General features: G+C 57.8%; 13 protein-coding genes. 9 read left to right on the forward strand and 4 right to left on the reverse strand.

Features of this window, described 5'->3' with window-relative positions:
- The first annotated feature begins 69 nt into the window (after positions 1-69).
- From HUO12_RS03360 to HUO12_RS03385, 6 genes are all read left to right on the forward strand, one after another.
- A complete protein-coding gene (locus HUO12_RS03360) occupies positions 70-2,577 on the forward strand; it encodes a penicillin-binding protein 1A (RefSeq protein ID WP_176272259.1) in 2,508 nt (835 codons plus the stop codon).
- Positions 2,578-2,672: 95 nt separating this feature from the next.
- Positions 2,673-3,800, forward strand: coding sequence for a peptide chain release factor 2 (prfB, locus tag HUO12_RS03365; RefSeq protein ID WP_176272260.1), 1,128 nt, complete (start codon positions 2,673-2,675; stop codon positions 3,798-3,800).
- Complete coding sequence (locus HUO12_RS03370; protein ID WP_176272261.1) at positions 3,800-4,519, forward strand: class I SAM-dependent methyltransferase; 720 nt, start codon at positions 3,800-3,802, stop codon at positions 4,517-4,519. Before prfB ends, HUO12_RS03370 begins: the two co-directional genes overlap by 1 nt.
- A gap of 107 nt (positions 4,520-4,626) precedes the next feature.
- On the forward strand, positions 4,627-5,136 hold the full coding sequence (gene fabA / locus HUO12_RS03375; protein ID WP_176272262.1) for a bifunctional 3-hydroxydecanoyl-ACP dehydratase/trans-2-decenoyl-ACP isomerase: 510 nt from the start codon (positions 4,627-4,629) through the stop codon (positions 5,134-5,136).
- Between the two features lie 26 nt (positions 5,137-5,162).
- Entirely contained in the window at positions 5,163-6,392 is a 1,230-nt protein-coding gene (gene fabB, locus HUO12_RS03380; protein WP_176272263.1) for a beta-ketoacyl-ACP synthase I, read from the forward strand.
- A gap of 27 nt (positions 6,393-6,419) precedes the next feature.
- Positions 6,420-6,887 carry a GNAT family N-acetyltransferase gene (locus tag HUO12_RS03385; protein ID WP_176272264.1) on the forward strand — a complete coding sequence of 156 codons (468 nt, stop codon included), beginning with the start codon at positions 6,420-6,422 and terminating at the stop codon, positions 6,885-6,887.
- A 2-nt stretch (positions 6,888-6,889) separates the two neighbouring features.
- Here HUO12_RS03385 and HUO12_RS03390 read toward each other — a convergent pair whose 3' ends face one another.
- Together HUO12_RS03390 and HUO12_RS03395 are read right to left on the reverse strand one after the other, a co-directional pair.
- Positions 6,890-7,318, reverse strand: a complete 429-nt coding sequence (locus tag HUO12_RS03390; protein ID WP_176272265.1) for a nuclear transport factor 2 family protein — start codon at positions 7,316-7,318, stop codon at positions 6,890-6,892.
- A gap of 6 nt (positions 7,319-7,324) precedes the next feature.
- On the reverse strand, positions 7,325-8,341 hold the full coding sequence (locus HUO12_RS03395; protein WP_176272266.1) for a 2-hydroxyacid dehydrogenase: 1,017 nt from the start codon (positions 8,339-8,341) through the stop codon (positions 7,325-7,327).
- A 93-nt stretch (positions 8,342-8,434) separates the two neighbouring features.
- Here HUO12_RS03395 and HUO12_RS03400 point away from each other — a divergent pair, with 93 nt between their 5' ends.
- The gene (locus HUO12_RS03400; protein ID WP_232367296.1) at positions 8,435-8,923 is read left to right on the forward strand and encodes an SH3 domain-containing protein; all 489 of its coding nucleotides are present in this window, start codon (positions 8,435-8,437) and stop codon (positions 8,921-8,923) included.
- 72 nt (positions 8,924-8,995) lie between these two features.
- Here HUO12_RS03400 and HUO12_RS03405 read toward each other — a convergent pair whose 3' ends face one another.
- Both HUO12_RS03405 and HUO12_RS03410 read right to left on the reverse strand, forming a co-directional pair.
- Entirely contained in the window at positions 8,996-9,391 is a 396-nt protein-coding gene (locus HUO12_RS03405; RefSeq protein WP_176272267.1) for a hypothetical protein, read from the reverse strand.
- A gap of 167 nt (positions 9,392-9,558) precedes the next feature.
- Entirely contained in the window at positions 9,559-10,755 is a 1,197-nt protein-coding gene (locus tag HUO12_RS03410) for a thiolase family protein (protein WP_176272268.1), read from the reverse strand.
- A gap of 179 nt (positions 10,756-10,934) precedes the next feature.
- Here HUO12_RS03410 and HUO12_RS03415 point away from each other — a divergent pair, with 179 nt between their 5' ends.
- Both HUO12_RS03415 and HUO12_RS03420 read left to right on the forward strand, forming a co-directional pair.
- Positions 10,935-12,365 carry a coniferyl aldehyde dehydrogenase gene (locus tag HUO12_RS03415; RefSeq protein WP_176272269.1) on the forward strand — a complete coding sequence of 477 codons (1,431 nt, stop codon included), beginning with the start codon at positions 10,935-10,937 and terminating at the stop codon, positions 12,363-12,365.
- 151 nt (positions 12,366-12,516) lie between these two features.
- Positions 12,517-12,891 (forward strand): NADH-quinone oxidoreductase subunit A, encoded by a 375-nt coding sequence (locus HUO12_RS03420; RefSeq protein ID WP_176272270.1) that lies wholly within the window; start codon positions 12,517-12,519, stop codon positions 12,889-12,891.
- Positions 12,892-12,907 lie beyond the last annotated feature (16 nt).

The raw sequence follows: 12,907 nt of genomic DNA on the forward strand, positions 1-12,907 counted from the left end.
ATGCGCGATGAAATAGACAAAAGCCTCTGGCGGCGTGGCGAGCGCCGGTGCTAAAGGCTCAGATCTAAGATGGAACAGCAGACGAATCTAGAATACGCGCGTTACCGGTTCATCCGCGATTTCAGCGCGGTGAAGACCTGGTTTGTGGAGAGCTGGCGGGAGCGCTTGCTCTTCCGCATCTTTGCCGGATTGTTCGTTTTCGGCATCGTTGTCTTGGTCGGCATCTGGGCGTTCTTGGCGCGCGACTTGCCTGATGCGGAGACTCTGCTCGAATATGAGACGCCTCTGCCCACCATGGTGCGAGGAATCGACGGAGAAATCGTCCATTCCTACGCTCGCGAGCGGCGCGTTCAGTTGCAATATGCTGACTTCCCCGAGCAATTGATTGAGGCGTATCTCTCAGCTGAAGACAAAACCTTTTTCAGCCATGGTGGCGTTGATTTCACCGGCACTGCCAATGCTGTGATCGACTACGTGACGAAGTACGGTTCGGGTGAGCGCGCGGTCGGTGGCTCCACCATCACACAGCAGGTGGCGAAAAATCTACTGCTGGGTGATGAGTATTCGGTCACGCGCAAGCTCAAGGAAATGATCGTCGCAAGCCGCATCGAAGACGTGCTGACGAAGCAAGAGATCCTCGAGCTTTACTTGAATGAAATACCCTTGGGACGCCGCAGCTTTGGCGTTCAAGCAGCGTCGCGTGCGTATTTTGACAAGGATGTCGGCGAGCTTGAACTTCACGAAGCGGCTTTCCTCGCGATCCTGCCAAAAGCACCGGAACGCTATGGCCGCGAACGTTTCCGCGATCTTGCCATTGAACGGCGGAATTTCGTCCTCGGCCAAATGGTCGAGAATGACTTTATCACGCAGGCAGAGGCCGATGCAGCCAAGGCAAAGCCGCTTGGGCTTGTTGCGCAGCGATCGTCCGAGCCAAGAGCCGACGCTGGATACTTCCTTGAGGAAGTGCGACGCCAGTTGATGGATCGCTTTGGCGAGACCGCTGAAGAAGGGCCGAACAGCGTCTATGCAGGCGGCCTATGGGTTCGCACATCGCTCGATACCGAGATGCAAGCGGCAGCGCGCGATGCCTTGCGTGCAGGCCTGTTCCGATATCACGGCAATCGCGGTTGGACGGGACCTATTGCGACACTTGATGTGAACGGCGATGATTGGGGCAGTCAGCTCGCAAGCTCCTTCATCAGCGTGAATTACGAGAATTGGCGGATCGGCGTGGTGACCGCGCGCAATGGCGATAGCGCCACGATCGGTTTCAGCGATGGCAGCGAAGCACCACTTTCCGGCATACCGAGCGGCCTCAGAGCCGGTCATGTGATTGCGGTGCAACCAAGTGGCAACGGCTTCCGCGTGCGCACTATCCCCGAGGTTTCGGGCGGGTTCCTCGCTCAATCGGTGCAGACAGGCCGTATCCTTGCGATGCAAGGCGGGTTCGATTTCCGGCTGTCCGACTTCAATCGCGCAACGCAGGCCGACCGCCAGCCGGGTTCGACTATCAAGCCTTTCGTCTATGCGACGGGCCTCGATAATGGCATGACCCCGGCGAGCGAGGTGCCTGACGAAACCTTCTGCTATTATCAGGGCTCCAATCTCGGCGAGAAATGCTTCCGCAATTTCAGCGGCCAGTCTGGCGGCGTACACACCATGCGCTGGGGACTTGAGCAGAGCCGCAATTTGATGACGGTGCACATCGCTATGGAATCAGGCATGCCGCAAGTCATCGACACTTTCGATCGACTAGGCATCGGACGCTATCAGCCATTCCCTGCTTTCGCTTTAGGCGCTGGCGACACAACGGTCGAAAAGATGGTCAACGCTTATGCTGCGCTCGCCAATCACGGGCGGCTGCACCGTTCCAGTGTCATCGATTACGTTCAGGACCGTCGTGGCAAAGTGATCTTCCGTGCAGATCGCCGGAAATGCGAGAGCTGCAATATGGCCGAATGGGACGGAGAACCGATGCCTCGCCTCGGGCCAATGGGTGAGCAAGTGATGGACCCGCGCACCGCGTTCCAGACCGTCCATATGCTCGAGGGTGTGGTGACGCGCGGCACAGCGACGCGCTTGCGTGATCTTGATCTTCCATTGTTCGGCAAGACCGGGACCACTTCAGGCCCGACCAATGCCTGGTTTGTCGGCGGCTCGCCGGAAGTCGTCGCAGGTGTTTATGTCGGCCATGACCAGCCCCGTGATCTCGGCAATTGGGTTCAGGGCGGGAACACCGCCGCACCGATCTTCAAGGAATTCGTCCAGAAAACGAAATCGCGCTGGAGCACGGACCCGGCGGTAGCGCCCAACGGCGTGCGCATGGTCCGCGTTGACCGTCGCAGCGGCAAACGCGTGTTCGATGCTTGGCCCACCGATGATCCCAAAGCGGATGTCATCTGGGAGGCATTCAAGCCGGATACAGAGCCTCCGCGGGCTACCCGGCAAGACGAGATTGCCGCTCGCCGAGAAGAGATCATCGCTTTGCTCCGCCGAGGCAGGCTGGAAAGCGGGCTTTCGCAAGGCCGTTTTGGTCGCGAGGAGCAGTTCGTCGAAGAGCAGGGCGGTATCTATTAGCGAAGGCCAGAACCGCTCAGCTGTCTTGCACAGCGCTTTACAACTGAGCCAGCCCCGCTAATCGAACACCAAGACAGTTTAAGAGAGATTATCCTATGCGTGCCGAAGGGCAGGCCTTTATCGACCGTATCGAAGCTGCACTCGCCTTGGTGCGCGAATCTCTGGATTGGGAGCGCGCTTTGCGCCGTCTGGACGAGCTCAATGCGCGCGTGCAGGATCCCAATTTGTGGAACGATCCGAAGGAAGCGCAGGCCGTCAGCCGCGAGCAGAAACAGCTCGAAAGTGCGGTCAATACAGTGAACGAAATCTCGTCCGAAATGTCAGACGCTGTCGAGTTCATCGAAATGGGCGAAGCCGAGGGGGAAGAGGACATCATCAAGGATGGCCTCAAAAGCCTTGAGCGGCTTGCGAACCGCGCTGACGCTGACAAGGTTCAGGCGCTTTTGTCCGGCGAAGCGGACAGCAACGACACCTATCTGGAAATCCACGCAGGGGCTGGTGGTACGGAAAGCCAGGATTGGGCGGAAATGCTCTTCCGCATGTATTCGCGCTGGGCCGAGCGTCGCGGTTTCAAGGTCGAGACCGTAGAATATCAGGCAGGCGATCAGGCGGGTATCAAGTCAGCCACGCTGTTGCTTAAAGGCGAGAACGCTTACGGATATGCAAAGACGGAGAGCGGGGTTCACCGGCTTGTCCGCATCAGTCCGTATGACAGTTCCGCGCGGCGCCATACATCATTCAGCTCTGTTTGGGTCTATCCGGTGATTGACGATGATATCGACATCGAGATCGATCCGTCGGATCTGAAAATCGATACCTATCGCGCGTCCGGTGCAGGCGGGCAGCACGTCAACACGACCGACTCTGCCGTTCGCATTACGCACCAGCCAACCGGCATTGTCGTTGCAAGCCAGAACGATCGCAGTCAGCACAAGAACCGAGCGACCGCGATGAGCATGCTGAAAGCGCGATTGTTCGAGCGTGAAATGGCGGAGCGCGAAGCGGCAGCCAGCGGGGAGTATCAGGAAAAGAGCGAGATTGGCTGGGGTCACCAGATCCGCTCCTACGTCTTACAGCCGTATCAGATGGTCAAGGATCTCCGCACTGGCGTTACATCCAGCTCTCCTGATGATGTGCTTGATGGCGCACTCGATCCTTATATTTCAGCAGCGCTTGCGCAACGCGTCACCGGCGAAAAGATCGAGGTGGAGGACGTCGAGTGATGAGAATTGCTCGGCTTACCATTCCTGCGGCAATCGCGGCAACGCTCACCGCTTGTACGCCCAGCGCGGAAGACAGCTCGCGGCCAGAATCATCGATTGGTTTCCCGCAGCCTGACAGGCCCGTTTCCGGTCTTGGTGCGACTGAGTTCTCCAATGAAGATGCGCGCGACAGTCGCGGTGAAGCACAAAAGGTTATGGACCTGGCGAGTATTTCGCCGGGTATGACAGTTGCCGATATCGGTGCAGGCGAGGGCTACTACACTGTGCGCTTGGCTGATCGCGTAGGTGAGGGTGGACGTGTCCTGGCTCAGGATATTGATCGCGATGCGCTAGAGCGGCTCGGTGAGCGTGTCGAGCGTGAGCGGCTTGCTAATGTGTCAATCAAGCTCGGCCAGCCTGATGATCCGCAGCTCCCGGTTGATAGCTTCGACCGCATCTTCCTCGTCCATATGTATCACGAAGTGAGTGAGCCTTACGCGTTTCTCTGGCGGCTATGGCCTGCGCTCGCAGAGGGAGGACAAGTGATTGTCGTCGATTCCGACCGGCCGACTGACCAGCATGGAATCCCGCCTGTGCTGCTTTCCTGTGAGTTTGAAGCCGTGGGATATGAGTTGATCGAGTTTCTCGAGAAGCCTGACATTCGGGGCTACTTTGCTCGGTTCCAGCGGGCTGAGACCCGTCCGCCGCAGAGCGAGATTACCGGCTGTGCGCTCAAGTAATCGGGGCCAATCACCCGACATGGGCTAACCCAGCCTTTTCCTCGTGAAATCGCAGTGCTAGGCGCATGCGCACATAACCCAACAACAGGTGAGGAGTTGCGCCGGGGATGAGTGATTTTCCAACGAGTTTTGATCGTGACGATTTGTTGAAATGCGCACGCGGCGAGTTGTTCGGGCCCGGCAATGCGCAATTGCCAGAACCTCCCATGCTGATGATGGATCGGATCACGGAAATCTCTGGCGATGGCGGCGAGCATGGCAAAGGCCATGTGGTCGCAGAGTTCGATATCAATCCTGACCTTTGGTTTTTTGAATGCCATTTCCCGGGCAATCCGATTATGCCAGGTTGCCTTGGCCTTGACGGCCTCTGGCAACTTACCGGTTTCAACCTGGGTTGGCGTGGCTGGCAGGGGCGCGGCTATGCGCTCGGTGTGGGTGAAGTAAAGCTCACCGGTATGGTGCGGCCTGATCGCAAGATGCTGAAATACTTTGTCGATTTCACTAAGGCTGTGCAGACTCGCCGCTTGACCATGGGGGTTGCCGATGGCCGCGTCGAGGCCGATGGCGAAGTCATCTATCAGGTCAAAGACATGAAGGTCGCCCTCTCCGAGGCGTGATATAAGAAAAGACGAAAGAGGGCAGAATGCGTCGCGTCGTTGTAACAGGGCTGGGGATCGTCTCCTCAATTGGGAATAACGCTCAGGAAGTACTGGCATCGCTGAAAGCGGGCAAATCGGGCATCACCTTTAATGAGGATATGGCCGAGCATGGCTTCCGCTCGCAGATCGCAGGCGCAGTCGACCTCGACATCAAGGAACATGTCGACAAGCGCACCTTGCGCTTCATGGGGCCGGGGGCGGCCTATGCTTACATCGCGATGGAGCAAGCGATTGCCGATGCAGGGCTCAAAGAGAAAGACGTCATTAACCCGATGACCGGCGTGATTGCAGGATCAGGCGGGCCGTCAACCTCTGCCATGCTGACAGCGCATCAAACGGTGCTGAAGACCGGCGCGACAAAGCGCATCGGGCCGCTCGCTGTGCCGAAATGTATGTCCTCAACGGTCAGCGCGAACCTTGCGACAGCCTATCAGATCAAAGGTATGAATTTCTCGATCACATCGGCTTGTTCCACCTCGCTGCATTGCATCGGTATGGCCGCACAGCAGATCGCACTGGGCCATCAGGACGTTATGTTTGGAGGTGGCGGTGAAGAGCTCGACTGGACACTGTCGTGCTTGTTCGATGCGATGGGCGCGATGTCTAGCAAGTATAATGACACGCCGGAGCGCGCTTCACGGGCATTCGACGCCGATCGAGACGGTTTTGTCATCGGCGGAGGAGGCGCGATGCTTGTGCTGGAGAGGCTTGAGCATGCGCAGGCACGCGGTGCGAAGATCTATGCCGAAGTCACTGGCTTTGGCGCAACGTCAGACGGTGTCGACATGGTCGCGCCATCGGGCGAGGGCGGTGAGCGGGCCATGCGCGGCGCGCTGCGTACGATCCCAGACGGCCGCAAAGTTAGTTACATAAACGCGCACGGTACTTCGACGCCGGTGGGTGATGTAGGTGAAATCGAAGCGGTTCGACGCGTCTTTGGCGACGGGTCAACGCCGCCAGTGAGCTCGACCAAGTCCATGACCGGACACAGCCAGGGCGCGACCGGCGCTCAGGAAGCGATTTACTGCCTGCTCGCGTTGGAGCATGACTTCATCATTCCATCAATCAATGTCGAAACTCTCGATCCAGAGCTGAAGCCGCAAGAAATCGCAACCGAGCTGGTCGAGAATGCCGGTCTGGACACGGTAATGACCAACTCATTCGGATTTGGCGGCACGAACGGTTCCATGCTGCTCTCGAAGTTTCATGCGTGAGGCGCGTAGCTTAAAAAACCTGCTGATGTGACTGGGCAATCCTTCTCAATCCGGGCAACCGACTTCACTGAGGCAGAGGTCGAGCAGCTGGTGCTGTTCCATTTGAAGAAGATGTACGAGACATCACCGGCGGACGGAGTATTTGCCTTTGGACTGGAGGCACTGCGCGAGCCGGATATCTCAGGCTTTGCCGCTTGGCGCGGGGATGAGCTGCTCGGTATCGGCGCTTTTAAGAGCTTTGACACTTACGGCGAAGTCAAATCGATGCGCACTGCTCCAGAGGCTGCTGGTCTAGGGGTTGGAACCGCTATCCTCGCTGAAATCGAGCGAAACGCGCACGAGCGAGGACTGTCAGCGCTTAAGCTGGAAACCGGGCCTCCACCGCATTTTCTCGCTGCCAATCGCTTCTATGAGAAACACGGGTTCACAGTTTGTGGCCCGTTTGGATCCTATGCGGAAAACGCACACAGCGTTTTCTATGAGAAAGCGTTGTAAGGTCATTTCCAGAGCTGCAGTGAAGTGACTTCTGCGCCCAGTTGAACGTCGCTTTCTGCCCGGGTCACAATCCGCTCGGTTAGTTTCCATTTCCGCCGGATGCGCCCGCGCTTCCAAAGGTCGGTGAGCCAAAGCTCGCCTTTCCATTCGCTTCGGCCAATCCGGCCTTCGAAAGACATGCGCGCGGCAAAGATCGCGCAACGCTTGTGCTGGCGCACATAGATATCGTGAAACTGGTAGTGCTCGCAGCGCAGCCGGGACGTGGCTGCATCCAGCCAGCTGGGCCGATCCAGAACCGCTGACTCCTTGCCGCCCAGCAGGAACACAAACTCGCTCGACGCAATGGCTTTCATCGCGGCGCGATCGCGTGTCATCCACGCCCGTGCGAACAGGTGCTCGAGGCTTTCAATATCGGCAGCAAACGCGTCCATGTGTGTTTATCTCAATGCGGTGAGAACTTGATCGGGCGGACGGTGTCCGTCTGCCCACATGCGAATATTCGCGATGACCTTGTGACCGGAATCTTCCCGCCCTTCGCGGGTCGCGCTACCAATATGCGGCAGCGTCATGACATTCGGAATTTTGAGCAGACGCGGATCGACATTCGGCTCGTCAGGGTAAACGTCGAGGCCTGCGCCCGCGAGCCTTCCGCATTCCAGCGCATCGATCATTGCTTCCTGATCCACCAGATCGCCGCGCGCGGTGTTGATGAGGCATGCGCCGTCTTTGAACAGCTCGATCCTGCGCGCATCGATCAGGTGCTGCGTGTCTTTGCTCGCCGGGCAATGCAGGGTGACAATATCAGCTTCAGCCAGCAGCGTATCGAGGTCAGCGACATAACGCGCACCAAAGATACGTTCGACTGCTTCGGGCAAGCGCTTGCGATTGTGGTATGCGATCTCCAGACCGAATGCTCTGGCACGGTGCGCGACAGCCTGACCGATGCGGCCCATGCCGACGATGCCCAGAACCTTGCCGCCCAGCTTTCGGCCCAAAAGTGCTGATGGCGCCCAACCGCTCCATTCACCCCGGCGGATCAGTGACACCCCTTCGCGCACACGGCGAGGGATGCCGATGATCATTTCCATGGCGATATCAGCGGTGTCGTCAGTGAAAACCCCGGGCGTATTGGTGACAAGGATCTTGCGCTTGGCTGCGGCTTCCAAAGCGATGTGATCAGTACCGGCGCCAAAGCTTGAGATAAGTTTCAGTTGCTCGCCGGCTTGCTCAATAAGCTCGGCGTCCAGACGATCTGTGACGGTGGGCACCAAAACATCACAACGCTGCATGGCATCGGCCAGTTGCCCGCGTGAATAAGGTGCGTCTTCGGTGTTGAGCGTCGCCTCAAACAGCTCGCTCATGCGGGTCTCGACTGAGGGCATGAGATGCCGGGTGACGATTACGCGCGGTGTGTGCTCGATGGGTTTAACAGGGGTTGCTGCGTCGCTGGCCATGAGATTGCGCTAGGACGCGGCATAGGGTGCGGTCAAGATGCTTCATCGGCTTGGGTCAACGCTTGATGGAATGGCGGCAAAGGCTGTATGGCTATGGCTATGAATCGCTTCATCGTTTCGCTGCTGACCGCAGTGCTTGCATCCGCTGTGATAATCCAGCCCGCGCACCTTGCTGCGCAAACGCAAGAGACCCCTTATTGGGCCTCTTTGCGAGTGAGCGAAGTGAATATGCGGGTAGGGCCAAGCATGGATTATCGCATCGACTGGGTTTACAAACGGCAGGGTCTGCCGGTGCGTGTTCTTCGGGTCATGGAAGGCTGGCGATTGGTGCAAGATCCAGATGGCACTCAAGGCTGGGTGTCGCAGCGCATGCTAACCAGGTCGCGCGGCGCTCTTGTGATCGGTGAAGGCGTCGCAGCCTTGCGTGAGCGGCCAGACGAGGATTCGACTGTTCGCTGGAACCTTGAGCCGGGTGTCGTCGGCAAACTGGGCGATTGCCAGCAGGACTGGTGCGAGCTGAATGTCGATGGCCGCACGGGCTTTATTAAGGTGTCACGGCTTTTTGGGGCCGGCGAGCCTTAACCCGCGGACATCTGGACGAAAAAAAGGCGACCCCGCGAAGGGCCGCCTTTCCCATGCGATGATGTCAGTCGATTACTCTGCAGCAGCAGGCGTTACCTTCACGACCGTTCCATCGTCCGAAGTAGACGTGAATGAACCGTCCTCGGCAGTCTCGCCCTGAGTCCAGCACTGTTGCGGGGCGTCGCCTTCCGGATCGAAGCATGCCTTGCCGTCGACATCTGCGACGACACCACTGCTGGTCTGGTCGCCCGTCGTGCTCACATAGCTGCCATCATCCGACACTGTCACAGTTCCGCTCGTACCGTCTGCATAGGCCACGTCGAAAGTGCCGTACATGACAGCGCCGTCACCTGCAGGTGCTGCAGCTTCTTCCATCGCAGCGCTATCTTCCATTGCTTCAGGCTCAGCTTCGCCGCCGCCACAGGCCGCCAAAGCGAACACGCTCGCGCAAACAATCAGTTTTTTCATTGCAACTTCCCTCTCTCAATCAGTCATATTGACTGTAACCCAAAACGGGCGACCCTCGCCAAAGCCTGCTTATTGCTGCGGGCTAAGGTTGCGAGGGCATCATGAGCTTGAGAAGCAATCCGATCAAGGGTGTAATTGCTCACACCCCGGCTCTCAGACAGTGCTGGTCAGGCGAGTTCGACTGCGATTGCCGTGCCTTCGCCGCCGCCAATGCACAGGCTCGCAACACCCTTGGTCTTGCCTTGGGTTTTTAGCGCATTGATCAGCGTGACGAGGATACGCGTGCCTGAAGCACCGATCGGGTGGCCCAGCGCGGTTGCGCCGCCATTCACGTTGATCTTTTCGTGCGGGATGCCGATGTCGCGCATGGCGAACATGGCAACACACGCGAAAGCTTCGTTGACCTCCCACAGATCGACATCGTCTGTGGTCCAGCCCGCTTTCTCCAGAACCTTGTTGATCGCGCCGACCGGAGCTGTGGTGAAGTCTTTCGGTTCTTGAGCGTGGGCTGCCATTGCGACCACCTTGGCGACAGGCGTGAGGCCCTTTTCCTTGGCAATGCTTTCGCGGGTGAGAACAACAGCTGCTGCGCCGTCCGAGATCGAGCTTGAGGTCGCGGCGGTGATGGTACCGTCCTTGGCGAAGGCTGCACGCAGTTGGGGGATCTTGTCCGGGCGACCTTTTCCGGGCTGCTCGTCGGCTTCCACGACTGTCTCGCCGCGGCGGGTCTTGACGGTCACAGCGACAACTTCATCACCGAATGCGCCGCTTTCGATTGCAGCATTGGCGCGGCGCAGGGATTCGATGGAATATTCGTCCATATCTTCGCGTTTGAGCTGGTACTCGTTTGCAGTATCCTGCGCGAAAGTGCCCATCGCGCGGCCTTCCTCATATGCATCTTCCAGCCCGTCGAGGAACATGTGGTCATAGGCTGTGTCATGGCCGATGCGCGCGCCAGAGCGGTGCTTCTTCAGCAAATACGGCGCATTCGTCATGCTCTCCATCCCGCCGGCGATCACCATGTCGACTGTGCCACTTGCAAGCGCTTCTGCGCCCATGATGACTGTCTGCATGCCGCTGCCGCAAACCTTGTTGACAGTGGTCGCTTGAACCGACTTCGGCAAGCCAGCCTTCAATGCAGCCTGACGGGCAGGGGCCTGGCCCAGACCAGCTGGCAACACGCAGCCCATATAGATGCGATCATAGTCTTCGCCCGCCACTCCAGCGCGTTCCGTTGCCGCTTTGACTGCGGTCGCGCCGAGTTCGGTTGCAGAAACATCGGCCAAGGCGCCTTGCATGCCGCCCATGGGTGTCCGCGCATAGGAAAGGATGACGATCGGGTCGTTGGCGGAGAAAGAGGACATATTCGCTTCCTTGATTGGCGAGTCTGAGAGGTTCGTGGGGCGGTCTAATGCTGCATTGCGGCAAACGCAATTGGAATGCGTATGCGCCATTGGTCGTAGCCTAAGCTTGCATTGCACTTGTATTGCACCGGGCTTTGCGCGACATAAGTCTCAAACGACAACGGATTGCGGAGAGAACAATGGCCAACGATCGCAAACATGATATGGAGCAGGCACTGAAGCGCCAGCGCGAGGCTTTCACCGCGTCCCGGCCAGAGCCGATGTCCATGCGCAAAGATCGTATTAAGCGCGCCATCGCTTTGCTGAAAGATCATGGCGAAGACTTTGCGAAGACCATGGCGGCAGACTTCGGCAACCGCTCTATCCAACAATCTATGCTGACCGATATCGCTTCGAGCGTAGGCGCAGGCAAAGACGCATTGAAGAACATGGATGCCTGGGCGAAGACCGATAGGCGCAAGGTCCAGTTTCCACTGGGGTTGCTCGGTGCGAAAGCAGAAGTGCGTTACGAACCGAAGGGTGTCATCGGCATTCTCAGCCCGTGGAATTTCCCGGTCAACCTCGCCTTCTCACCACTTATGCAAGTGCTCGCTGCAGGCAATCGCGCGATGATCAAGCCCAGCGAGTTTACCGAGCGCACCAGTCTTTTGATGTCGCAATTGGTAGAGAAGTACTTCACCCCAGATGAAGTGACCGTCTTCACTGGCGGGCCTGATGTCGCCGCCGCATTCTCTTCCCTGCCGTTCGATCATCTGGTTTTCACCGGCTCCACACCCACCGGAAGGCGTGTCATGGAAGCGGCCTCTGCCAATCTGGTGCCGGTAACGCTCGAGCTGGGCGGAAAATCGCCTGTCTTCATGGGGCGAAGCGCTGACTTCGCAAAAGCGGGCGAACGCATCGCCTTGGGCAAAATGATGAATGCCGGCCAGATCTGCTTGTCGCCGGACTATATGTATGTGCCAGAAGACAAGGAAGGCGAAGCGATCGAAGGCGTGAGCCAAGGCGTCAAGAACATGTACCCGACGTTGCTGGATAATGATGACTATGCTTCCATCGTTTCTGACCGCCATTTTGAGCGGCTCAACGGCCTGGTCGAAGATGCGCGCGAAAAGGGCGCAGAGGTCATTGAAGTCAATCCGGGCGATGAAGACTTCTCCAACGCCAACCAGCGCAAGATGCCGCTCAACATCATCCGCAACGTCAATGACGACATGAAAGTGATGCAGGAGGAAATCTTCGGACCCGTTTTGCCTGTCATGACCTATAAGAACATTGATCAAGCAATCGACTATGTGAACGACCATGACCGTCCGCTCGGCCTCTATTACTTCGGGCAAGACAAGAGCGAGCAGGAACAGGTCCTCAGTCGGACGATTTCTGGCGGCGTGACGACAAATGACGTGATCTTCCACGTCTCAATGGAGGACTTGCCGTTTGGCGGCGTCGGCCCGTCAGGCATGGGCAGTTATCACGCGATTGAGGGCTTCCGCGAGTTCAGTCATGCACGGGCCGTCTACCACCAACCGAAGATCGACATTGCCAAGCTCGGCGGGTTCAAACCGCCTTATGGCAAAGCGGTCGAGAAGGCGATCGCGACGATGATGAAGTGACTGTGCGAACCGGGCGAATTTCGCTTCGGCTCTGGAGTCTTCCCCACAATGCAATGGAAAGCGCACAATTTGCGCGATTCCCTCCCTTGCGCCATACAGATCATCCGCCTAGAGCGACGCGGGATTTAGCAAAGCTACTTGGACTAGAGTTGTGGTCGACCTCAGCCAGTATCTACCGATACTGATATTCATCTTTATAGCCGTCGGGCTGTCATGTCTTTTCGTGTTTCTGCCCATGGGCGTCTCGCGCCTGACGGGCACGCATAATCCGGATGCGGAAAAGCTAAGCGAGTATGAGTGCGGTTTCCCTGCATTTGAGGATGCGCGCAGCCAGTTCGACGTTCGCTTCTACCTCGTCGCGATCAGCTTCATCATCTTCGATCTCGAGGCGGCATTTCTGTTTCCCTGGGCGGTGAGCCTTGATGAAACACAGTGGCTGGGTTGGGGCGCGATGATGGTGTTCCTCACGATCCTCGCGATCGGTCTTGCTTATGAGTGGAAGAAGGGAGCTCTGGACTGGGAATGAGTAACTCTTCTAACAA

This window comes from Altererythrobacter lutimaris (assembly GCF_013371495.1).
GTDB classification, from domain to species: domain Bacteria; phylum Pseudomonadota; class Alphaproteobacteria; order Sphingomonadales; family Sphingomonadaceae; genus Erythrobacter; species Erythrobacter lutimaris_A.